The sequence below is a fragment of the Cryobacterium sp. HLT2-28 genome, from assembly GCF_004402495.1.
GTDB classification, from domain to species: domain Bacteria; phylum Actinomycetota; class Actinomycetes; order Actinomycetales; family Microbacteriaceae; genus Cryobacterium; species Cryobacterium mannosilyticum.
This window is the reverse complement of sequence record NZ_SOFH01000009.1, coordinates 120,434-140,875: the sequence shown is the minus strand read 5'-3', so window position 1 is coordinate 140,875 and position 20,442 is coordinate 120,434. Positions and strand designations below refer to the sequence as shown.

23 protein-coding genes are annotated in these 20,442 nt (G+C 70.8%); 12 read left to right on the top strand and 11 right to left on the bottom strand.

All coding sequences use genetic code 11. From position 1 onward, the window contains the following. The first annotated feature begins 34 nt into the window (after positions 1-34). Both E3O48_RS04890 and panD read left to right on the top strand, forming a co-directional pair. Entirely contained in the window at positions 35-967 is a 933-nt protein-coding gene (locus E3O48_RS04890; protein WP_166788610.1) for an FKBP-type peptidyl-prolyl cis-trans isomerase, read from the top strand. A gap of 47 nt (positions 968-1,014) precedes the next feature. Further along, complete coding sequence (gene panD, locus E3O48_RS04885; protein ID WP_134508341.1) at positions 1,015-1,428, top strand: aspartate 1-decarboxylase; 414 nt, start codon at positions 1,015-1,017, stop codon at positions 1,426-1,428. Positions 1,429-1,470: 42 nt separating this feature from the next. Here panD and E3O48_RS04880 read toward each other — a convergent pair whose 3' ends face one another. Next, positions 1,471-1,893, bottom strand: a complete 423-nt coding sequence (locus E3O48_RS04880) for a pyridoxamine 5'-phosphate oxidase family protein (RefSeq protein WP_198413025.1) — start codon at positions 1,891-1,893, stop codon at positions 1,471-1,473. Between the two features lie 122 nt (positions 1,894-2,015). Here E3O48_RS04880 and E3O48_RS04875 point away from each other — a divergent pair, with 122 nt between their 5' ends. Continuing rightward, the gene (locus tag E3O48_RS04875) at positions 2,016-2,654 is read left to right on the top strand and encodes a hypothetical protein (protein ID WP_134537500.1); all 639 of its coding nucleotides are present in this window, start codon (positions 2,016-2,018) and stop codon (positions 2,652-2,654) included. On the opposite strand, the gene E3O48_RS04870 is transcribed toward E3O48_RS04875, so the two are convergent. Continuing rightward, positions 2,614-3,270, bottom strand: coding sequence for a TetR/AcrR family transcriptional regulator (locus tag E3O48_RS04870; RefSeq protein ID WP_241982400.1), 657 nt, complete (start codon positions 3,268-3,270; stop codon positions 2,614-2,616). The genes E3O48_RS04875 and E3O48_RS04870 overlap by 41 nt on opposite strands. Before the next feature lie 81 nt (positions 3,271-3,351). Between E3O48_RS04870 and E3O48_RS04865 the strand changes: the two genes are divergently transcribed. The 4 genes from E3O48_RS04865 to E3O48_RS04850 all read left to right on the top strand — a co-directional run bounded on the left by E3O48_RS04865 (position 3,352) and on the right by E3O48_RS04850 (position 6,405). Then, positions 3,352-4,347 (top strand): ATP-binding cassette domain-containing protein, encoded by a 996-nt coding sequence (locus E3O48_RS04865; protein WP_134537499.1) that lies wholly within the window; start codon positions 3,352-3,354, stop codon positions 4,345-4,347. Beyond that, positions 4,344-5,171 (top strand): ABC transporter permease, encoded by an 828-nt coding sequence (locus E3O48_RS04860; RefSeq protein WP_134537498.1) that lies wholly within the window; start codon positions 4,344-4,346, stop codon positions 5,169-5,171. The genes E3O48_RS04865 and E3O48_RS04860 overlap by 4 nt, the downstream gene beginning before the upstream one ends. Before the next feature lie 98 nt (positions 5,172-5,269). Next, a complete protein-coding gene (locus E3O48_RS04855) occupies positions 5,270-5,713 on the top strand; it encodes a VOC family protein (protein ID WP_134537497.1) in 444 nt (147 codons plus the stop codon). An 8-nt stretch (positions 5,714-5,721) separates the two neighbouring features. After that, positions 5,722-6,405 carry a GyrI-like domain-containing protein gene (locus E3O48_RS04850; RefSeq protein ID WP_241982399.1) on the top strand — a complete coding sequence of 228 codons (684 nt, stop codon included), beginning with the start codon at positions 5,722-5,724 and terminating at the stop codon, positions 6,403-6,405. Between the two features lie 30 nt (positions 6,406-6,435). Here the strand turns inward: E3O48_RS04850 and E3O48_RS04845 are convergent, their stop codons facing one another. Together E3O48_RS04845 and E3O48_RS04840 are read right to left on the bottom strand one after the other, a co-directional pair. Beyond that, the gene (locus tag E3O48_RS04845) at positions 6,436-7,671 is read right to left on the bottom strand and encodes a GAF domain-containing protein (RefSeq protein ID WP_134537495.1); all 1,236 of its coding nucleotides are present in this window, start codon (positions 7,669-7,671) and stop codon (positions 6,436-6,438) included. Positions 7,672-7,818: 147 nt separating this feature from the next. Further along, positions 7,819-8,607 carry a LysR substrate-binding domain-containing protein gene (locus tag E3O48_RS04840; protein WP_166788609.1) on the bottom strand — a complete coding sequence of 263 codons (789 nt, stop codon included), beginning with the start codon at positions 8,605-8,607 and terminating at the stop codon, positions 7,819-7,821. A 76-nt stretch (positions 8,608-8,683) separates the two neighbouring features. On the opposite strand from E3O48_RS04840, the gene E3O48_RS04835 reads away from it, so the two are divergent. Next, positions 8,684-9,121, top strand: coding sequence for a DUF5997 family protein (locus E3O48_RS04835; protein WP_134537493.1), 438 nt, complete (start codon positions 8,684-8,686; stop codon positions 9,119-9,121). 169 nt (positions 9,122-9,290) lie between these two features. On the opposite strand, the gene E3O48_RS04830 is transcribed toward E3O48_RS04835, so the two are convergent. The 3 genes from E3O48_RS04830 to E3O48_RS04820 all read right to left on the bottom strand — a co-directional run bounded on the left by E3O48_RS04830 (position 9,291) and on the right by E3O48_RS04820 (position 12,230). Further along, the gene (locus E3O48_RS04830) at positions 9,291-10,070 is read right to left on the bottom strand and encodes an alpha/beta hydrolase (RefSeq protein WP_134537492.1); all 780 of its coding nucleotides are present in this window, start codon (positions 10,068-10,070) and stop codon (positions 9,291-9,293) included. Between the two features lie 179 nt (positions 10,071-10,249). Further along, positions 10,250-11,218 carry a PfkB family carbohydrate kinase gene (locus E3O48_RS04825; RefSeq protein WP_134537491.1) on the bottom strand — a complete coding sequence of 323 codons (969 nt, stop codon included), beginning with the start codon at positions 11,216-11,218 and terminating at the stop codon, positions 10,250-10,252. Next, positions 11,211-12,230, bottom strand: coding sequence for an ADP-ribosylglycohydrolase family protein (locus E3O48_RS04820; RefSeq protein ID WP_134537490.1), 1,020 nt, complete (start codon positions 12,228-12,230; stop codon positions 11,211-11,213). The genes E3O48_RS04825 and E3O48_RS04820 overlap by 8 nt, the downstream gene beginning before the upstream one ends. 132 nt (positions 12,231-12,362) lie before the next feature. On the opposite strand from E3O48_RS04820, the gene E3O48_RS04815 reads away from it, so the two are divergent. After that, positions 12,363-12,950 carry an NUDIX hydrolase family protein gene (locus E3O48_RS04815; RefSeq protein ID WP_134508317.1) on the top strand — a complete coding sequence of 196 codons (588 nt, stop codon included), beginning with the start codon at positions 12,363-12,365 and terminating at the stop codon, positions 12,948-12,950. Positions 12,951-13,089: 139 nt separating this feature from the next. On the opposite strand, the gene E3O48_RS04810 is transcribed toward E3O48_RS04815, so the two are convergent. Further along, on the bottom strand, positions 13,090-13,623 hold the full coding sequence (locus E3O48_RS04810; protein ID WP_134537489.1) for a GNAT family N-acetyltransferase: 534 nt from the start codon (positions 13,621-13,623) through the stop codon (positions 13,090-13,092). A 564-nt stretch (positions 13,624-14,187) separates the two neighbouring features. On the opposite strand from E3O48_RS04810, the gene E3O48_RS04805 reads away from it, so the two are divergent. Beyond that, entirely contained in the window at positions 14,188-15,342 is a 1,155-nt protein-coding gene (locus E3O48_RS04805) for a sialidase family protein (RefSeq protein ID WP_166788608.1), read from the top strand. 145 nt (positions 15,343-15,487) lie between these two features. Here E3O48_RS04805 and E3O48_RS04800 read toward each other — a convergent pair whose 3' ends face one another. From E3O48_RS04800 to E3O48_RS04790, 3 genes are all read right to left on the bottom strand, one after another. Continuing rightward, on the bottom strand, positions 15,488-17,038 hold the full coding sequence (locus tag E3O48_RS04800; protein ID WP_134537487.1) for a DEAD/DEAH box helicase: 1,551 nt from the start codon (positions 17,036-17,038) through the stop codon (positions 15,488-15,490). A gap of 267 nt (positions 17,039-17,305) precedes the next feature. Continuing rightward, positions 17,306-17,947 (bottom strand): DUF1684 domain-containing protein, encoded by a 642-nt coding sequence (locus tag E3O48_RS04795; protein ID WP_134537486.1) that lies wholly within the window; start codon positions 17,945-17,947, stop codon positions 17,306-17,308. Then, on the bottom strand, positions 17,944-18,543 hold the full coding sequence (locus E3O48_RS04790; protein WP_134537485.1) for a hypothetical protein: 600 nt from the start codon (positions 18,541-18,543) through the stop codon (positions 17,944-17,946). Before E3O48_RS04790 ends, E3O48_RS04795 begins: the two co-directional genes overlap by 4 nt. Positions 18,544-18,586: 43 nt before the next feature. Between E3O48_RS04790 and E3O48_RS04785 the strand changes: the two genes are divergently transcribed. Both E3O48_RS04785 and E3O48_RS04780 read left to right on the top strand, forming a co-directional pair. Further along, the gene (locus tag E3O48_RS04785) at positions 18,587-19,024 is read left to right on the top strand and encodes an EVE domain-containing protein (protein WP_134508308.1); all 438 of its coding nucleotides are present in this window, start codon (positions 18,587-18,589) and stop codon (positions 19,022-19,024) included. Between the two features lie 109 nt (positions 19,025-19,133). Continuing rightward, on the top strand, positions 19,134-20,399 hold the full coding sequence (locus tag E3O48_RS04780; protein ID WP_134537484.1) for a hypothetical protein: 1,266 nt from the start codon (positions 19,134-19,136) through the stop codon (positions 20,397-20,399). The last annotated feature ends 43 nt before the right edge of the window (positions 20,400-20,442 follow it).

Here is a 20,442-nt window from a genome sequence, read left to right as displayed (position 1 = left end):
GCGCAAACTCCCCGTATTCATTTCCGTTGCCACAGTGGCCGTTCTCGCTCTCTCCGGGTGCAGTGGTTCCCCGTCGGCCGGCTCGACCTCGACCGCGACGGCGCTCACCTGCACCGATTCCGGCAAGAGCTCGGATGCCGTCACGGTGACCGGCAAGGCTGACGCCGAACCCACCGTGAAGTTCACCTCGCCGCTCACCGCGAAGACCACCGAGCGCACCGTGGTCACCAAGGGCAAGGGCGCGGCCGTCAAGAACGGTGAAGCCGTTGAGATCGCCTACACGGCCTACAACGCCTCCACCGGGGCGAAGCTGAACGGCGGCGGGTACGGCAAGGCTGCCGGACTCACCGTGACGGTAGCCGAGACCGCCAGCATCATCCCCGGCATCCTCAAGGGCATCGCCTGCTCCAACGTGGGCTCCCGGGTCGCCGTCGTCGTGCCGCCCGCCGATGCCTTCGGCACCAAGGGCAACACCGACCTCAAGGTCGCCGCGACCGACAACATCATCTTCGTCATCGATGTCAAGGGCAAGGTGGCGACCCGTGCGAACGGCAAGGACCAGAAGCCCCAGGACGGCTTCCCGGCCGTGACGCTCGCCAAGGACGGCACGCCGACCGTCACGGTGCCGAAGGCAGACGCGCCCACCGAGCTCAAGACCGAGGTGCTCAAGAAGGGCACCGGCGGCCTCGTCGCCGACGGCGCGACCGTGACCGTGCAGTACACCGGCGTCATCTGGGGTAGCGGCAAGGTCTTCGACCAGAGCTGGGGCAAGGGTGGCCCCGCCACATTCGCCACGAGCAACGTCGTCCCCGGCTTCGCCCAGGGTCTGATCGGCCAGACGGTCGGGTCCCAGGTCGTCATCGTCATTCCGCCGGCGCTCGGCTACGGCACCACCGGCAACACCACCGCGGGAATCACCGGCACGGACACGCTGGTCTTCGTCGTCGACATCCTCGCCTCGGCGTAACGTTCGGCGGTCTCCACCGGTTCTCCTGTCGAAAGGGTTGCGCGCCGATGCAACGCACCATGTTCAAATCCAAGATCCACCGCGCCACCGTGACGCAATCCGACCTGCACTACGTCGGCTCGCTGACGGTGGACCTGGACCTGCTGGACGCGGCCGACCTGCTTCCCGGCGAGCTGGCGAGCATCGTCAACGTGAACAACGGGAGCCGGTTCGAGACCTACCTGATCGCGGGGGAGCGGGGAAGCGGGGTGGTCGGCGTCAACGGCGCCGCCGCCCGGCTGGCCCTCGAGGGTGACCTTGTCATCATCATCTCCTACGCCCAGATGAGCACCGAGGAAGCCAGGGCGTACACGCCGACCGTGGTCCACGTCGACGGGCGCAACCGGATCGTGGCCGTGGACACGGACCCGGCCGGCACCCACGTCGACGGGCTGGTCCGGCCGCCGCTGAGCCTGCACTAGGCGACATTCTGCCGCCAGACGTCAGGCCCGTGCTGCCCGGCGTTACCGTTTCTCGAACCGGCCGGTCTTCTCGCTGAGCCGGATGCGATAGAGCACCGGCTTCTCGTGCACCGCGGTGCCGGAGTCGTGGGCGTGGGGTGAGGCCAGCGGAGTCCCGTCCGGTCCGAGGTGAGGCTGCGCGGTCGTGCTGGTCAGCAACGGCGACAGTCGCGTGGCGAGGGCACGCATCCCGGCCTCCGCCTCATCGCCGTGCAGCTCCTCGAAGGTTCCCCAGGCGATCACACTCTGCCAGTTCGCCAGGTCGTCGACGTGTTCGACCTCGAAGCACACCGCAGGATTGGTGCGCATCATCCGCACCTTCCGGCCTGTGGCGCTGTGCCCGTAGACGCTGCCGTCGGAGTAGGCGTAGGTGATCGGAACGATGTAGGTGCGGTCGTCGACGTGGCAGCCGATCCGGCCGATCACGGCGGCGGCAGCACGTTGTCGATCTGTTGGTCGTTCAATTCGCCGAGCATGCCGCAATTGTCACCCGGTTGCGGGCGGGGCACCAGTGCCTTTGGTCCCCGGCCGCCGCGTAACATCGGGGGATGAAACGCACCGCCTCCGCGCACCTGGCCCTCGAAGCCCTGGCGCCGGCGCGTCTGGTCGTGTCGGTGGCCGTGGCCGCCGACGCAGGCGGATCCGGGGTGGCCGTGCCCGGCCTCACCGCGGTGGAGCGCCTCTCGATCGGCCAGGCCGGGGTCCCCGTGGCGGTGCGTGAGATCTTCGACCAGCACGGCACCAGGCTGCATCTGGCGGATGTCCAGGCCGGCCCGGTCGACGTGGAGTACCACGTCGAGGTGACCGGGCAGGCTGCTCCGGCGAGCGTGAGCGAGGTCGACCTGATCCGGTACCTGCGCCCCAGCCGTTACTGCGAGTCCGACCGGCTCGGGCCGACCGGGCAGGCCGAGTTCTCGGGCCTGGCCGGGCTGGACCTGCTGGCCGGGGTGAGTTCCTGGGTCGGCAGCCGGCTGGCCTACGTGCCCGGGGCGAGCCTGCCCACCGACGGTGCCGTGCGCACCCTCCTCGCCCGGCAGGGCGTCTGCCGCGACTACGCCCACGCGTCGGAGAGTGCCGTCCGCGCCGGGTTCGGCAGCCTGCGTCCGCGTCCGCGATCGCGGGCGCGGCGTGCGGAATGGGGTGCGCCTAGAGTCCCTGCTCGACCATGTCGACGACCCGGCGGATGAGGCCCTCGGCTTGCTCCGGTCCGAGGGCGCGGAGCGGACCGGTGAGCAGCAGCATCGCCAGCCCGTGCACGGCCGACCAGGCCAGGAACTCGGCTCCCGGCCGACGCTCCGCCGGGAGGGCACCCACGGCGACGAGCCGGTCGAGGGCATCGGTGAGCAGCTGGAACGGGGTGCGGCCGGAGGTGCCGGCCCGTGACCCGCTGGTCGCGCTCTCCAGGTCGGTCGAGGCGGTGAACGCGGTCTGGAACAGCCCGGGCTCGGCGAGGGCGAAGTGCAGGTAGCCGGTGCCGACCGCGCGGAATCGCAACCGGGCAGCGGCGAGCGGATCCGTCGCATCCGCTACCAGGGCCTGTTCGGCCTCGATCGCCTCCGCCACCCGCCCCTGGCTGGCCGAACACACCGCTTCGACCAGGGCCCTGCGGTCGGCGAAGTGCCGGTAGGCGGCATTCGGGGAGACGCCGGCGCGACGGGTGGCCGCTCGCAGCGCCACCGCGGCCGGACCTCCCGCCCGGGCGAGTTCGACGCCGGCCTCGACGAGGGCGCGGCTGAGGTCGCCGTGCCGGTAGGTGTCCCGGCCGCCGATGTTCGCGCCCGGTGGAATGCCGATGGTTGTCACAGCCCCGGTGCCTCGTTACGATGGTCAAGACAATGTGTACGACGTCTACATTAGCGCAGTAGGGCAGGCAGGCACACTCTCATGACCATCATAGAAGCCAGGGGCCTCACCAAGACCTATCGGTCGAAGAGCGGCCCGGTGCACGCTCTTGCCGGACTCGACCTCTCCGTTCCGCGCGGGTCGGTCAAGGCCCTGCTCGGCCCGAACGGGGCCGGCAAGACCACCGTCGTCAAGATGCTCACGACCCTGATCAGGCCGGATGCCGGCACCGCATTCGTCGACGGGATCGACGTCGTCGCCGACCCGAAGGCCGTGCGGCGCCTCATCGGGGTGTCCGGCCAGTACGCGGCCGTCGACGAGAATCTGACCGGATTCGAGAACCTGGAAATGGTCGGCCGGCTCTACCACCTCGGCGGTGCGCTCGCCCGGCGTCGAGCGCAGGAGCTGATCGACCTGTTCGAGCTCACGGCCGCCGGAAACCGCCCCGTCAAGGGGTTCTCGGGCGGCATGCGCCGCCGGATCGACCTCGCCGGTGCGCTCGTGATCAACCCCAAGGTGCTCTTCCTCGACGAACCGACCACCGGGCTCGACCCGCGCAGCCGGATCGCCCTCTGGCAGGTGATCAAACGCCTCGTCGCCGACGGCACCACGGTGCTGCTCACCACCCAGTACCTCGAGGAGGCCGACCAGCTCGCCGACGACATCGTCGTGATCGACGACGGCCGGGTGATCGCCGAGGGAACCTCCGACCAGCTCAAGGCCCAGATCGGCGGGCACCGGCTGGAGATCGCCCTGGTCGACGCCGCGGACAGCGACACCGCCCGCAGCATCCTCGCCCGGCTCGGTGACGGCGAACCGCTCGTGACCACCGACGGTCGCGGCCTCGAGGTCGCCGTCAACGACGGTCCTCTCGTGCTCCAACACGTGCTCGCGGCGCTCGGCGAGGCGAAGATCGGCCTGCACGACGCCGGGATGCGCCGGCCCACCCTCGACGACGTGTTCCTCAAACTCACCGGCCACAAGGCCGACAAGGCCGCCCAACAGGCCGAAGGCGCCGAATTGGAGACCGTGAAATGAGCGTCGCCGCGACCCTCCCCACCTGGAACCCGCTGTCGATGTGGTACTCCGACGGCTGGACGGTGACCAAGCGCAACCTGATCAAGATCAAGCGCTTGCCCGACATGCTCGTCTTCGCCGTCATCCAGCCGATCATGTTCGTGCTCCTCTTCAGCCAGGTCTACGCCGGCGCCATCTCCGTGCAGGGAACCGACTACGTGCAGTTCCTGATGGCAGGCATCTTCGCCCAGACCGTGGTCTTCGGTTCGACCTTTTCCGGTTCGGCGATGGCCCAGGACCTCAAAGAGGGCATCATCGACCGGTTCCGCAGCCTGCCGATGAGCTCCTCGGCCGTGCTGATCGGCCGTACCAACAGTGACCTCGTGCTCAACACGATCTCGATGGTGATCATGATGGGCACGGGCCTCGCGGTCGGCTGGCGGGTGAACTCCTCAGCGCCCGAGTTCCTGGCCGGGATCGGACTGCTGCTGTTGTTCAGCTACGCGTTCAGCTGGGTGATGGCGCTGCTGGGGATGAGCGTGAAGAGCCCGGAGGTCATCAACAACGCCTCGTTCCTGATCCTCTTTCCGCTGACCTTCGTCTCGAACGCCTTCGTGCCGAGCGACACCCTGCCGACCCCGCTGAGGATCTTCGCGGAGTGGAACCCCGTCTCCTCGCTCGTGCAGGCAGCCCGGCAGCTGTTCGGCAACGAGGGCACCGCGCCGGTGCCCGACATCTGGACGATGCAGAACCCGATCGCGACCGTGCTGATCGGGATCAGTGTCATGCTGCTGGTGTTCGTGCCGCTGTGCATCCGCAAGTTCGCCTCGATCAGCTCCCGGTGACCGGCGGCCCGACTCAGACGGCTCAGACCCCGACCGACCCAGATCCCGACTGGCCCAGATCCCACCGACCCAGATCCCACCGACCCATGGAGACCGACATGACAGAGCCACAGACCGCACCGGGCCTCGGCATCCTCGCCGCCTTCAGCGGTTTCGCCGTGCCCGACATCGACGCGGCCCGCGCCTTCTACGCCGACACCCTCGGCCTCACCGTGCGGGACGGCGGGATGGGCCTGCTGCGGCTGGAGCTGCCCGGCGGCGCCGAGGTGATGGTCTACCCCAAGCCCGACCATGTGCCGGCCGTGTTCACCATCCTCAACTTCGCCGTCGGCGACATCGACGCGGCCGTCGACGCCCTCCTCGCCCGCGGGGTGAGCTTCGAACGCTACCCGGGGTCCCCGCAGGACGAGAAGGGCATCGCCAGGGACCCGCGCGGACCGCAGATCGCCTGGTTCACGGACCCGGCCGGCAACATCCTCTCGGTACTTCAGAACGACGTGCTCCAGAACGACGTGCTCCAGGACGACCGAGCTCCGGAATGAGCGCCGAAGTGCCGTTCAGAACCGACCGGCGCACCGGCAAGCTCCGGGCGCCGCGGAACACCGCGCCGGCGGGCGCCGGCCCGTGGGACGTGAAGAAGGCGCTCAAACCCTTCTACGCGCCCGCGAACCGGGACTGGGAACTCGTCGAGGTCCCCGCGCAACGGTTCATCGCCGTCGACGGGCGCGGCGACCCGAACACCGCGCCCGCCTACGCGGAGGCCGTCGAGGCCCTCTACGCGGTGGCCTACGGCATCAAGTTCCAGGCCAAGCGCGAGCTCGGCCGTGACGCGGTCGTCGCTCCGCTGGAGGGCCTGTGGTACGCCGACGACGCATCCGTCTTCACCGCGGGGTCGAAATCGCAGTGGCACTGGACCATGCTGATCAGCGAGCCCGACTGGGTGACGGATGTCGTCATCGGCCAGGTCATCGCGGCCGCGAGCGCGAAGAAGAAGCTGCCTGCCCTCGCCAGGGTGCGCACCGAGACCCTCGACGAGGGTCTCTCCGCCCAACTGTTGCACCTCGGGCCCTACGACGACGAGGCGCCGGTGCTCGCCGCCCTGCACGGTGACTTCCTCGCCGCGAACGGGCTGCGCCTGAACGGCCGGCACCATGAGGTGTGCCTCAGCGACCCGCGCCGGACCGAGCCGGCCAGGCTCAAGACGGTGCTGCGGCAGCCGGTCGCCCGGCTCTGACCCGCACCGGCCTGGAATGCCCGGCGCCGCCTACTCGGGGCGCCGGCGCAGCTCGGCCTGGATCAGCAGGGCGAGTTCGCGCAACAGCACCGTGTCGATCTCGTCGGGCGGCCGAGGTGAGGGGTCGAACACGCTGAGCACGCCGATCCGCTCACCGGATTCCGCCTCCACCGGGAAGCCGGCGTAGAAGCGGGTGTGAGGCTTGCAAACCACGAGGGGATGCTCGCGGGTGCGCGGGTCGAGCAGCGTGTCCGGAATGACCAGCGCGCCGGGGGAGCGCACCGCGATGGCGGTGACCGAGCCGGCGAGCGGATACACCCGGGGTGCCTCGCCCAGGTTGGACTTGTCCCACAGCCGGTCCCCGTCGACGAAGGTGAACGCGGCCGAACGGGTGCCGTAGGAGCGCCGCGCCACCGCCACGATCCGGTCGAAACGCTCCTCCGGGTCGGTGTCGAGGAGGCCCAGGGCGGCGACGGCGCGCGCCGCGTCGGGACCGAGCCCCTCGGGGTGGCCGGTCGGCGAACCGTCGTGGTCGCTCTCGGAGGACTGGGCCTCGTCGTGATGCTCCGCGTCGAGCGGGCCCTTCATCGAGTCGGCGAGGTTCTCGGCCCAGGCGACGTAGTCCGCCGCCGTGCGGATGCGGCCGGAGGTGCGGGCCAGGCCGGCCGCCATGGCGACGAAGCAGGCATCCGGATGAGAACTGCAGACGGTGCCGGTCAGCTCGTTGAGGGTCCGGGCGTGCGTGGCGCCGAAGGTGCCCAGGGCCGAGTCGTAGGCCGCGATCGACCGGATCGGCTGCACGCCGAGCACGAAGATGCGGGTGGTCTGGGAGGTGCTGCGACCGAGCTGGTCCAGGATCGCCTGGAGTTCACGCCGCCAGACCCGGGGCGGCATCAGCCCGACGGCGTCGGTCGTGCCGACGCTGAGCACGATCGCGTCGTAACGCCACAGCTTCAGCCCGGCGAGTTCGGCGCGGGCGGACCTGATCGTGACTGCCGGACTCGGGACGACGTCGACGTCGGTGCCGCGCCCCGTGCGCGCCGACAGTGCCCGCGCGAGCGAACCCGGCAGGGCGAGGTCGTGACTGAGAACACCCCAGCCGACCGCAGGCCCGCTGCCGAAGAGCAGGATCCGATCGCTGTTGATGCCGGCGGCGTGGGCCTGCGGGGCATCCCGCGGTCGTGGCAGAGTGTCGTATTCGCGCGTCCTGGCGGCGATCCACGCGCGCAAGACGGGTGCCATCGCCCAGCGGATGACTTCCCCCACCGAAACTCCTCGTGACCGAAATGAACCTCCAGCCGGTAAATCGTGGAGCCCGCTGAGCTTATATCAGCTAACCGAAGAGTGCGAGTCGCCGCGGTTCCGCAGGCTGGTTCGCAGCGTCTGCCGGCGCCCGGCCCTTCGGTCCTCCGGCTAGCGGGAGCCGCGGCGCTTGCCCTTCTTCGGGCTGGCGGTGGGGCGGGTGCGGCCGGGCGCGCTCGGGGCCTTCCGGGACACGGCCGGCTTCGCCTTCGCGGCGGCGACGCGCACAGCCTTCGCGGCGGCCTTCGCCTTGTCGGTCTTCTTCTCCTTCTTGACCCGCTCGGCCGGCAGGGAGTCGATCCGCGAGCTGTCCTTCGTGCGCCCGCGCACGATGCCGATGAACTCCTCGACGTCCTCGGTCGTCTCGCTCGAGAGCCAGGCCAGGGACACCTGGCTTTCCGCCACGTCCTCGACCGGCCGGGACACGACATCCTTTCGGCCGTGCAACCGGGCGATCGAATGGGGGACGATCAGGATGCCCACCCCCGCCGCGACCTGTTCCATCGCCTCGTCGAGGTCGCGCATCTTCGGCAGCGCACGGCGCGTGCCGTCGCGCACCTCGGTCGCCACCGCACGCCACTCCGGCACGACGTCGGGGTCCTGCAGGAGATGCTCGTCGGCCAGGTCGGCGACGAGAACGCTGTCCTGGTCGGCGATGAAGTGGTCCTTCGCCGCGACGACGACGGGGATCTCGCGGTACAGGGCGATCAGGCTCAGGTCGGTCTCGTCGATGGGCAGCCGCACCAGGCTGACCTGGGCGCGACCGTCGCGGAGCACCTGGTCCTGCTCCCCGGGTTCGGTGCGGAAGACCTCGAGTGGCTGGTCGGGTCGGCGTTCGGCCCAGATGCGAGTCCACTTGGTGGGGGTCACACCGGCGACGAAGGCAATGGAAAAAGTCACCGGCATCCTCTCTGGTTCGCTTTCATCGGTGCCGACCCGCCGGATCGATACCGCTCTCAGGCTATACGCTTGACTAATGACCGAGAAGAAGACCCAGACCATGAAGCCCGCCACGGCGGCCCAGAAGCTCGGGATTTTGCTCGAAGCAGCCCCGGCGGAGTTCCAGTCGTCGCCCATTTCGCGCACCGACCTGGCCGCGCTGGACGCGAACCCGCCGGAGTGGCTGCTCGAACTGCGCGCCAACGGCCCGCACCCGAAACAGGTCGTGGCCGCCAAGCTCGGCGTGTCGATCTCCGGTCTCGTGCGCGGCAAGGTGACGGAGCCGCTCACCACGGCCGAAATCCTGGCCCTCCTGCAGCAGCCGCCGGCCTGGCTGGTCACCGAGCGGGCGACCCAGTTCGAGGTCCGTGAAGAGCAGATCCGGGTCAAAGACCGCGACGCCGAGCGTGCCCGCAAGGCGGCGCACATCGTTCGTCAGGCCGCCCAGAACGAAAAGGCCGGGCGCGGCCGCTAACCCCGCCCGCTAACAAGCCCGCTAACCTGCGCGGAGCTGCGCGGCCCGCGCGGCGACTGGGCGGTGACGACTACCGGTGCGACGCCCAGCGCGCCTGGTTCGCCGCTGCGCGCCAGGCGCACCAGGAGCGTGGCGGCGCACCTGGCGCGTTCGGGGCAGAGGCCCTGCCTCAGGCGGGGAGCCTCGCGTACTGCTCGCGCAGGAAGCCGACGATCTCGCCGAGTTCGGCCTGTGAGATGGCGTGCCCCATCCCCTCGTAGATGCGCTCGGTGAGCTCGGAATGACCCGGCAGCCAGACCTGGGTGCGTTCGATCGCATCCTGGGGGATCACCGGGTCGGCCGTGCCGCGGCCCCAGAAGACCGGGAGGCGCAGCTCGGCCAGTCGGACGTCGCCCGGATGCTCGCTGCGGCCCACGAAACCCGACAGCTGTACCGCGAAGGCGAACCGGTCGGGTGCCTGGCGCAGCAACTGGAGGGCCATCGCGCCGCCCTGGGAGAAGCCGAGCAGGCCCACCGAGGTCGGCTGCTCCGGCAGCGCGTCGAGCCAGGCCAGCACGCCGGCGGCGGCCGCGGTGAGGGCGTCGGCGCTCGGTGCCCCGGGGTTGACCGTGGCACCGGCCGCACCGATCGGGAACCAGGCCCAGCCGGGACCGGCCGAAAGCGGCGCGCGGAGGGCCGCGATTACCGGGTGCAACGGAAGATGCGGCGCGAGGGAGAAGAGGTCACCCTCGTGGGAGCCGTAGCCGTGCAGGATGAGCAGCAGGGGACGGCCGCCCCGGTCCGCGGGGCCGGACGACCAGAGCACGGCATCCGGGTCGATCGCTTCGATCCGCTCGGGTTCGGTCGGCTCTTCGGTCGGTTCGATCCGCTTGGGTTCGGTGCGGTCTTCGGTCGGTTCGGTCCGCTGGGGTTCGGTCCGCTCGGGGTGGCCCTCTTCGTTGTTGCCCATCTCGGACCTTCCGTTTCGGGTCGCTGCCGGTTCGCGGCGACTGGTTCCAGTCTTTCACTGCGACGGGGGCGGGCGCGTCCGGCGTTGTGATCGCGCGCCGGTGTGCCCAGATGTCGGGGTGGTCAGCAGCCGGTGCCGCTGGTGTCGCCGCCCGTGGGGTGCTCAGGCGGCCGGGGTGCTCAGGCGCCGGGGCCGTCGGTGCCGTCGGTGCCGCCGGTGTCGCGCAGGAACGCGTCGATCGCGGCGGCCGGCGGCGCGGTTGCCGGTCCGGGCCGGGTCACGGCCAGGGCGGCCGCCGCGTTCGCGCGCCGGGCCGCCTCCAGCGGTGTCAGCCCACGGGCCAGCGCGGCGGCGAGAACCCCGCAGTGGGTGTCGCCGGCGCCGGTCGTGTCGACGACAGACACCGTGAAACCCGGCACGTGCACGGGGAGCCGGCCGAGGTTGTCGCAGGCGAGCCAGCATCCGTTCGGGCCATCGCGCACGACGACGAAGCCGCCGGGACGGATGCTGCCGACCAGGCGGGCAGCCGCGTCACCGGGCTCGCCCGTCCCGGTCAGGTGCCGGGCCTCGCGTGCGTTCGCGCTGAACACGTCGGTGCGGCCCATCACCTCGGCGAGGGTGGCCGGGTCGAGGGTCGCGACGAGCGGCGACGGGTCGGTGATCACGCGGGCGGCGGGCGGGAGCTCGCGCAGCCAGCCGGGGATCGCGGCATTCGCCGGATGCGCGAGGCTGTACCCCGACACGTACACAATGTCGCCGGGGCGCACCTCGGCCAGGTCGAGGTCGCCCCGGCCGAGCCGCCCCTCAGCGCCGACCCAGGTCACGAAGGTGCGCTCGGCGGCACCGTCGACGAGCACGACGCAGTAGCCGCTGTCGAGGTCGGGCAGCGCCGGCTGGGCGGCCTCGATGCCTTCGGCGCCCAGTGCGGCGTGCACGATGGCGCCGAACGGTCCCTGCCCGTACCGGCCGAGGAACGTCACCGGCAGGCCGTCGCGCCGGGCGGCGGCCATGGTGTTGAAGCCGCCGCCGGCCGTGAGCCGGGACGAGGAGGCTAGGGTGTCGCTCCCGGCCTCGGGCAGCCGGTCGATGGTCAGCACCACGTCGACGATGACGTTGCCGGTGAAAATCAGGCGGGGAGGCTCAGCCACGGCGTTCCCGGCGCAGCTCAAGGAGCCCGTCGACCAGCGGGGCCAGGTCGAGGTCGTTGACCAGGCGAAGCGCGTCCAGTTCGGCCGTCGGCCAGGCCCGCAGACCGTGGACCGAGCCGAGCACCGCGCCGCAGATCGCGGCGATGGTGTCGGTGTCGCCGCCGAGACCCGCCACGAGGCAGAGGGTTCGCCAGGGGTCGCGGGAGACCGCGGCCAGCGCGAGCGCGGCGACGACCGACTCCTGGGCGGCGACGGAGGTGCCGATCAGGGCGCACACGGCATCCGCCTGGTCCTCCGCGGGCAATCCCGTGAGGTGGCCGACGGCCCAGCGGATGCGCGCGGCGATCGACGCCCCTGCCACCCAGTGCCCGCGGCGTTCGCCCTCTGCGGCGGCGGTGACCGCGGCCGTGATGGCGCCTGTGAGGGTTGCCCCGGCGATCCCGGCGCTCACCGCGGCGCCGACCGCGGCCGCGCTGCCGATGCCGAGGGTGGTGTTGTGGGTGACCAGGTTCGCCTCGGTGACCGCGTCGACGAATGCGCCCAGCGGTTCGAGTCCGAGCGCGATGCCGACCGGGGCGATCCGCATCGCGGCGCCGTTGGTGCCGCCGAACCGGCCGCTCGTCAGCGGTGACTCGCCGTCGGTGAGGCGGCCCAGCGCGGCCGCCGTCGACGGGCCGAGGAGGTCGAGCGAACCGCGGGCACGCATCCCCTGTTCCCAGCCGAGCAGGCGGGCCGCGAAGACCCGCGGGTCGACGTGGCCGCGACCCTCGATGACCAGCCCGGCCAGCAGCACGGCCTGCTCGGTGTCGTCTGTCACCGTGCCGGCCGGCATCCCGGCGGCGATCCGCTGGCGCGGGCCCGCGTCGCGGAATCCCGCGATGGGGCCGTAGTCGGCCAGGATCTCGGACCGGGACATCGACTGGGTCGGCATGCCGAGTGCGTCGCCGAGGGCCAGGCCGTAGAACGCGCCCAGGGCGCGATCCCGCTCCGCGACCGACGTGTGACTGTTCACGAGGCCGACTGTACCGGGTGGCGGCGTTCGCCGACGCGTTCCACGGGCGAAACCCGAGGTCCGACCCGGCCGGTTGGCAGTGTAGGAGCACCGGGCCGCGCATCCGCTCGCCGGGTAGGACAGAATGAACTCATGAGCGTGCGCACCCCTGACCCTGATCCGGACTGGACGCCTGGGCCCGACGGTGTACCGCCGCCGAACGTGAACCCGGGCTGGCTCACCGACATCGAACTGGCGGAGATCCGGCGCCGGCTGCCGATCCTCTACATCGAGGCCGTTCCGGTGCGGGTCGACGGTCTCGGTCAGGTCGTCTCGGTCGGAGTGCTGCTCCGGGCCAGGCCGACCGGCGAGATGACCCGCACGCTCGTCTCCGGCCGCGTCCTCTACGGCGAGACCCTGCGCGACGCGCTGTTCCGCCACCTGGAGAAGGACCTCGGCCCGATGGCGTTCCCGCAGTTGCCGACCAGCCCGGTGCCGGTCACGGTGGCCGAGTACTTCCCGATGCCCGGCATCACCGCGTTCACGGATGACCGCCAGCACGCCGTCTCCATGGTCTACGTCGTGCCGGTCACCGGCACCTGCGACCCGCGCCAGGATGCCCTCGAGCTCACCTGGATGACGCCGGCCGAGGCCTCCTCCGAGGCCGTCTCCGCGGAGATGGAGGGCGGCCGCGGCGCTCTCCTGCGGATGGCGCTCGCGTCGGTCGGGCAGCTCCGCTAGCGCGGCTGCAGCGCAGCGCTCCCATTCAGGGTGGAGAAACTCGCGCCACGCCGGGTTCGACGGCGACGGATGCGGCGGGTCGCGAAAAACTCCATCCCGACCGTCCGCGCGCCGCCGGCGCGCCGACCCGCGCGGGGCGTTACCCGGCGGTGGCGAGTGACACGCGCCGGGCGAGCGACCGGGGCCGCACCAGGCGCACCTCGTGCAACTCCTCGCCGAGGACTTCCTGGTCCTGCTCGTGGCCGTCCGGGGCATAGCCGTTGCGCTTGTAGAACGAGTGGGCCCGGGCGTTCTCGGCGGCGACCCACAGGCACGACGGTCCCTCGTCGATGACGGCGTCGAAGAGCTGCTGGCCGATGCCGGTGCCGTGATAGGCATCCAGCAGGTAGATGAAATAGAGCTCGGTCGGTGCCGGCTTGTCGGTGTCGCGGGCCGGGCCGCTGCCGGCGAAGCCGACGATCTCGCCGTCGACGAGCGCGGCGACCTGCCGGTACTGCGGCCCCTGTGAGCTGAAACGCCGCCACATGGCGGCCAGGCGGGCGGGCTGGAGCTGCTCGAGAGCGGCGGCGCTGAGCTGATTGTCGTACGTCTCGTGCCAGCAGGTGGCATGCACTTGGCCGAGGCTCTCGGCATCCGATTCGACGACGGGACGGATGAGCGCTGTGGTGACCATGACCCGAGACTAGCTCAGACGCTCGGCGCCGATTGACGCGGCTGCTCCCCGGCTCGCGCGGTCTAGCGTGGAGCGGCTGAACGGGGTACCGTTCGTCACGTCGAACGGACCGAGTTCAAAGGAGAGCCCCGGATGAATCAGAACAGCGGACCGCGTCATCCCCGGGTCGGGGCCACTCGAAAGCGGGTCCTCGTCGTTCTGGCGTGCGCTATTGCCGTGGCGGGGGTCCCGGCCACCGCTGCCGTTGCCGGCACCCTGGGTGCGAGTCCGCTCGTTCGGGCGAGTTCGATCGGCAGCCCGTTCGCCGGGGCCGACGCTGATGGTCCTCCCTGCAACGGCGTCCCAGGTTCCGCTCAGGTCGGAACCAACTTCCCCGGCACCGAGCTCGAACCGTCTGTTGCGGTCAACCCCGCGAATGAAGACAATCTCGTCGGCGGCTGGCAGCAGGACCGGTGGTCTGACGGTGGTTCCAACGCGACGTACTACGGGTATTCCACCAACGGCGGCGACACCTGGCAACCGTCAAGAACTCAGCCGGCGTTTTCGCGGTGCACAGGAGGCACAGTGGCGAACGGTGGCGATTACGAGCGCTCAACCGACCCCTGGGTCAGCGTTTCACCGGACGGTTCCGCCTATGCCTTCTCGCTCAGCTTCAACCAGACGCTGAGCGGTGAGAACGCGCTTCTGGTCAGCAAGTCGACCGACGGCGGCGCGACCTGGGGTCCGAATGCCGTGCTCAAGCGCGACACGGACCTCAACGTCTTCAACGACAAGAACTCAATCACCGCCGATCCAACCTCCTCCCGCTACGTTTACGCCGTGTGGGACCGGCTCGAGTTCCCCGTTGAACGGGCCTCTCGGGTGGCAGGCGAGCACGCCATCGGCTATCACGGGCCGACGTGGTTCTCACGAACCACGGACGGTGGCGCAACCTGGGAAGCCGCGCGCAAGATCTTCGATCCGGGAACCATCAACCAGACCATCGGCAGCGAGATCGTGGTCACCGGCACCGGGGACCTGGTGAACGGATTTGACCTTATCTACAACTTCAAGAACGCGAAGAAAGTGCGGGGCGACAACGTCGCCATCCAGCGCTCCGCCGACCGGGGGTCGACCTGGTCGACCCCGACGATCGTCGACAAGCTGAACAGCGTCGGGGTCACTGACCCAACGTTCGGCAGCCCGGTCCGCACGGGCGACATCATCCCGTCCTGGGCGACTGATCCGCGTCCGGGACACCAGGAGGTCTACGCGGCCTGGCAGGACGCCCGCTCCAACGGGAACGCGAGAGACCAGATTGCCTTTGCCAAGTCCACCGACGGCGGCGCAAGCTGGGGCACCGTGTCCTACGCCATCAACACGGTCCACTCCTCGCCGGCATTCACGCCGCGCGTGCACGTCCTGCCCGACGGCAGCATCGGCGTACTCTACTACGATTTCCGCAATGACGATGCGGGGATTCCGCTGGTCACGAGCACATGGTTGCTGCACTCCCACGACGGTGGCGCCACCTGGCAGGAGACACGGGTGGGTGCCGACTTCGACATGTCGAGCGGAGCCAGGGCCCGCGGATACTTCGCGGGGGACTACGAAGGCCTGACCCACTCAAAGGGTGACTTCCTGACGTTCTTCACCCAGATGAACGGTGCCGGGGCCAACCCGCCCGGCAGCATCTCACCCCGCCCGGCCAGCGATATCTTCGCCTCGCGTGTGGGGTAAGTCGCGGCCCGGATGCACGGAGGTACTGCGGCACGCGCAGCATCCCTGACACCCGGGCTCACCTACGACAAATTTGAGCGCGTCCACACCGGCATCGGAACAACCCTGATCAGCCGGCTGTCACCCGCCTCGTGACTCAGTTCGGTTAGCCCTGGGCGCGGCGGGGAGCCGAGCGGCGTGCGCCGCCGGTGGAGCCTGCACCGCGCACGAGGCCGCCGACCTGCAGGCCGCCGGAGCGTCCCGAACCCTGGCCGGTACGGGCCGCTCCGCCGTTCCCCTGCGGGGAGTGGCTGCGACCGGATGCCGCGGGGCGTCCGGCACGGTCCTGGCGGGCAGAGCCGCCGGCCGCCACGGAGTCACCGCTGCGGCCGCGGCCGCCGTCACGGCCGCCGCGGGTACCGCTCTCGCGCTCGTCGCGCTTGCGCTGGGCATTGGCGCCCTGCGAGCGGCCGCCGCCCTGGGAACGGCCGCCCTGCGACTGGCGCTGCGGCTGCTCGGTGCGGGGAAGCGGCTTGACGTACTCGGCGACATCGCCGACGAGCGCGGCGACGGCAGGGGAGTCCGCGTTCACGCGCTGCGGGGTCACCTTGATGGCGGCCTTGCGCAGGAGCGCGTCGGTGTCGCGGCGTTGTTCCGGAAGGACCAGCGTGACGACGTCACCGGCGCTGCCGGCGCGGGCGGTCCGGCCCGAGCGGTGCAGGTACGCCTTGTGCTCGGCCGGCGGGTCGACGTGGATGACGAGTTCGATGTCGTCGACGTGCACACCGCGCGCCGCGACATCCGTGGCGACGAGAACGCTCACGTCGCCGGCGCTGAACGCGGCGAGGTTGCGGTCACGGGCCACCTGCGACAGGTTGCCGTGCAGGTCGACGGCGGGGATGCCGGCCTCGGTGAGGGCCTTGGCCAGCTTCTTGGCGTGGTGCTTGGTGCGCATGAAGAGGATGCGGCGGCCGGTGCCCGAGGCGAGCTTCTCGATCAGGGCCTTCTTGGATTCGACGCCGTCGACCTCGAAGACGTGGTGGGTCATCGCGGAGACGTGGCTGGTGGCCTCGTCGACGGAGTGCAGAACCTCGTTGTGCAGGAAGCGGCGCACGATCTTGTCCACGCCGTTGTCGAGAGTGGCGGAGAAGAGCAGACGCTGGCCGCTGCTCGGCGTCTTGTCGAGGATGCGCGTGACGACGGGCAGGAAGCCCAGGTCGGCCATGTGGTCGGCCTCGTCGAGCACGGTGATCTCGACGGCGTCGAGGCTCACGAAGCCCTGCTTCATGAGGTCCTCGAGGCGGCCGGGGCAGGCCACGACGATGTCGACGCCGGCCTTGAGGGCGGAGACCTGTCGGCCCTGGGAGACGCCGCCGAAGATGGTCGTCGTGTTGAGGCCGTACGCCTCGGCCAGCGGGGTGAGCGCGTTGGTGATCTGGGTGGCGAGCTCGCGGGTCGGCGCGAGGATCAGGCCGAGCGGGCGGCCCGGGCGGCGCTTGCCGCCGGACAGCTTGCCGCCGAGGCGGGCGACCATCGGCAGTGCGAAGGCGAGGGTCTTGCCCGAGCCGGTCTTGCCGCGGCCGAGCACGTCGCGGCCGTTCAGGGTGTCGGGCAGGGTGTCGACCTGGATCGGGAAGGGGCTGTCGATTCCCTGCGCCGTGAGAACGGCGACGAGGGGAGCCGGCACGCCGAGCGTGCCAAAGGAAGTTTCAGACAAAGTGGTGCCTTTCGGGCATCAGATTCCTCACGTGGACCGGATTTGCGCAAAGGCAGAGGCCGGAGCCAGGAGGATTCACATGGCGAAGGTGCCGATGGGCACATCCGTTCGCCGTAAGAAGGTTTCATTCGCAAAATCCGGCCGGCCCACGAGTGGGCGGACGGAGAAAGAAAGAAGAGGGCGTTCTACGACGCAGCAAACGCAACTACGCATTCGCAAGGTCCCACTCTAGCGGATGCTGTCAAGCGGCTTCCCAGGAACGGTGCCTCAGTCGTGTTCCGCGCCGGTGTACAGCTCGCCGACAGGCACCTCGACGGCCACGACATTGCCGGCCTGCGGCAGCGGGCAGGCCCACATGGGGTCGTAGGCGCAGGACGGGTTGTAGGCGAAGTTGAAGTCGAGCACGAGGGTGTCGTCGTCGGCGCCCGGACCGAGGTCGGCGCCCTTGATGGTGTCGAGCAGGTACCGGCCGCCGCCGTACGTTCCGCCGGGCTTGCCGGCCAGGCCGTCCTTGACCGGCAGGAAGAGCCCGCCGCCGTAGCTGGCCAGGCGCCACAGGTCGATCGCGCCGAGGTAGGGCAGGCGCACCGTGCCGACGAGGTCGAACGGCACCGTGCCGTCCGTGCCCGTGTCCACCTGGATCCGATGGGGCTGCTCGGCTCGGTGGACCTCCACCTCGAACCGCCAGTCGGGGTCATAGGCGGCGACGGGCAAGCCGGTGAACGCGGACCGGTCGTCGGGCATCAACGGCGACGACGGATGCCCCGCGAACAGGTCGTCGCGGCCGCTGCGCCACAGTTCGTGGCCGGCCGCGGGGTCGTGCGCGCTGAGCTGGCGCACCCCGGCGTAGAGGCCGAACACCCGGCGGCGCCAGTCGGCCACCTGGAGAGCGCCGAGCGTGGTGGTCATTCGGTCACCCCGGAAACGGCGGCGGAATCGGCGCCGGAAACCGTGCCGGCCGAGGCGTCGGCCGCCGCGGTCTCGGAAGCCGAGGCGCCGGCATCGGCCGGCAGGTCGACGCCGAGGTCGAGCCGCCAGGTCGGGGCCAGGCGCCGGAGCTGGTGCATCCGCCACTGCCAGAGGGCCCAGAACACGGGCCAGCTGGCGAGGGTGAGCGCACCGGTCCGGAAGATCAGCTGGTCGCGGAACAGGGTCTTCCCCGTGCCGGCCGGGTCGGCGGCGACGGCCATCCGGTGGTCCCAGAGGGTGACCGAGGCGAGCGCGCCGGAGACACCGCGGCCCGTGTCGCGGAGGATCCGCACCCCGTCCTTCCGGGTGGTCTCCATAGTGAGCCGGATCACCTGTTCGCCCATCGGCAGGAGGCCGAGCGCGTTCAGGCCGACCGGGTGCTCGCCGGGTTCCCAGACGGTGGGGAACCCGCCTGCCTCGAGCGATTCAACGCTCACCACGGGCGAACTCACCTCCCGGAAGACGGCGGGGCTGCGCAGGGCGCGCCACGCGGCATCCGGGGAACAGTCGAGGATCTCTTTCAGCAGTACACGCATGCCCCTAGTCTGTGGCGCATCCTGATGCAGTACAACTGAGAGGGTGGCAATTCGATACTGGCTGGGCGTCGCGCCGCGTGAGCAGGTGCTCCGCGGAGTGTCGATGGGGCTCGCGCAGGCCAATCACGGGTCGCGGGCGGCCCTCGAGGAGATGCGCGAATCCGACGGCGTGGTCTACTACTCGCCGAAGACCGAGTCCGATGGCGAGACCCTGCGCGAGTTCACCGCGATCGGGTGGATCGCCGAGGGTGCCCCGGGCCGAACGGGCCAGGCCGGCCAGGCGGGGTCCGGGTCCTACCGGCCGTGGCGGCACCCGGTCGACTACGACACGGATGCCGTCGCCGCGTCGATCCGCCCGCTGCTCACCGTGCTCGAATTCACCCGCGACGATCCCGACTGGGGCTACCAGCTCCGGCGCGGTCTGATCGAGATCTCGCGGCACGACTACGACCTGATCCGCCGCCAGATGCGGCGCGGCTAGCCGGTCGTCCGGCGCCGCATCCGGTGCCCTCCGCGGTGCCGGCGAATGGGCTCAGGATCGGCGGTTTCGTTGCGGAGACCTGGCCCCGGCGTTGGCTAGACTCGCCGGTATGACTGGCGAACTCTGGTGGGTGCCCTCGGCCATCGTTCTCGGGGTGGTCTGCGTCATCGTGGCGCTGCTGGTCGGCCTGGCCCGGCGCCGGGCCAGGGCCCGCGACCTCGCCCTGGCGGAGGCCGCCGCCGAACGTTCCCGTGCCGCCGCGATCGCCCTGGTCCGCGCCGACGACCTGATCGAAGCCAACGCCGACGAACTCGCCTTCGCCCTCGCCCAGTTCGGTGAGGGGGCCACCCGCGACTTCGCCGCCGCGCTCGCCCTGTCCACCCGCCAGCTCAAGGAAGCCTTCGCGCTGCAACAGAAGCTCGACGACGGCATCCCCGACAGCGAGACCGAACGCCGCCGCTGGACCGAGCAGATCGCCCAGCTCGCCGACGAGGCCACCGCCCGGCTCCAGGCCCAGACCCGCGACTTCTCGTCGCGGCGGGGCCTCGAACGGGATGCGCCGCTCTTGCTCGAGAAGCTGCAGCGCCGCCTCGACCGGGTCTCCGACCGCGTCGCCGCGGGGGCGGCCAGCCTCGCCCGCCTCTCCCACACGTACTCGGCGGCCGCGCTCGCCTCGATCAGCGACAACGCCGGCCGCGCCCAGGCCGCCCTCGACGAGGCGCGCGCCGCCACGGACGCCGCCGCGGCCCAGCTTGCCGCCGACGCCGCCCGCCCGGTCGGCGATCAGCTCCAGGCGGCCGAGCACGGCCTCTTCCGGGCCGGCAAGCTGCTCGACGCGATCGAGACCGGAGAAGACCGGCTGCACCTCGGCTTCGCCGCCCTCACCCGGGCACTCGACGCTGCCCACGCCGAACTGGCCGAGGCGCGCACGCTGCGCGACGCGCACGAGGAGGCCGACGCGCGCACCGACCTGAACCGTGTCATCGCCGAGGCAGACGCGGCGCTGGGCGAGCTGCGCCGGCCGTCCCGCCTCAGCGATCCGGCCGCCGACCTCGCCAGGCTCCGGGAGGCCATGGATGGGCTGGACGTCATCCGTTCGGACGCCCGCAACCGGCAGCTTCGCCTCGACAACGCCCGCGGCGCCCTGTCCGGCGCGCTGCTCGCCGTGCGAAGCCAGCTCACCGTCACCCGCGACTTCATCACCGGGCATCCCGGACGCGTCGGCGCCGAGGCACGCACGCGCCTGACCGAGTCCGAGCGCCAGCTCACCCTCGCGGTGGCCGAGACCGACCCGGTCGCGGCGCTGGACGGAGCCCGTCGGGCGATGACGCTGGCGACGGATGCCGACGCGCTGGCCCGGTTCGACGTCCACTAGCCCGGCGCCCGCAGGGTTGCCGTCCGCCGGGCCGTTCCCGATA

Coding starts and splice junctions, on each gene's coding strand:
- E3O48_RS04875 (WP_134537500.1), top strand. CDS start 2,016: ATGAAACGCACCGCCTCCGCGCACCTGGCCCTCGAAGCCCTGGCGCCG.
- E3O48_RS04815 (WP_134508317.1), top strand. CDS start 12,363: ATGAGCGTGCGCACCCCTGACCCTGATCCGGACTGGACGCCTGGGCCC.
- E3O48_RS04780 (WP_134537484.1), top strand. CDS start 19,134: ATGACTGGCGAACTCTGGTGGGTGCCCTCGGCCATCGTTCTCGGGGTG.
- E3O48_RS04835 (WP_134537493.1), top strand. CDS start 8,684: ATGACCGAGAAGAAGACCCAGACCATGAAGCCCGCCACGGCGGCCCAG.
- E3O48_RS04830 (WP_134537492.1), bottom strand. CDS start 10,070: ATGGGCAACAACGAAGAGGGCCACCCCGAGCGGACCGAACCCCAGCGG.
- E3O48_RS04865 (WP_134537499.1), top strand. CDS start 3,352: ATGACCATCATAGAAGCCAGGGGCCTCACCAAGACCTATCGGTCGAAG.
- E3O48_RS04790 (WP_134537485.1), bottom strand. CDS start 18,543: ATGCGTGTACTGCTGAAAGAGATCCTCGACTGTTCCCCGGATGCCGCG.
- E3O48_RS04860 (WP_134537498.1), top strand. CDS start 4,344: ATGAGCGTCGCCGCGACCCTCCCCACCTGGAACCCGCTGTCGATGTGG.
- E3O48_RS04795 (WP_134537486.1), bottom strand. CDS start 17,947: ATGACCACCACGCTCGGCGCTCTCCAGGTGGCCGACTGGCGCCGCCGG.
- E3O48_RS04810 (WP_134537489.1), bottom strand. CDS start 13,623: ATGGTCACCACAGCGCTCATCCGTCCCGTCGTCGAATCGGATGCCGAG.
- panD (WP_134508341.1), top strand. CDS start 1,015: ATGCAACGCACCATGTTCAAATCCAAGATCCACCGCGCCACCGTGACG.
- E3O48_RS04855 (WP_134537497.1), top strand. CDS start 5,270: ATGACAGAGCCACAGACCGCACCGGGCCTCGGCATCCTCGCCGCCTTC.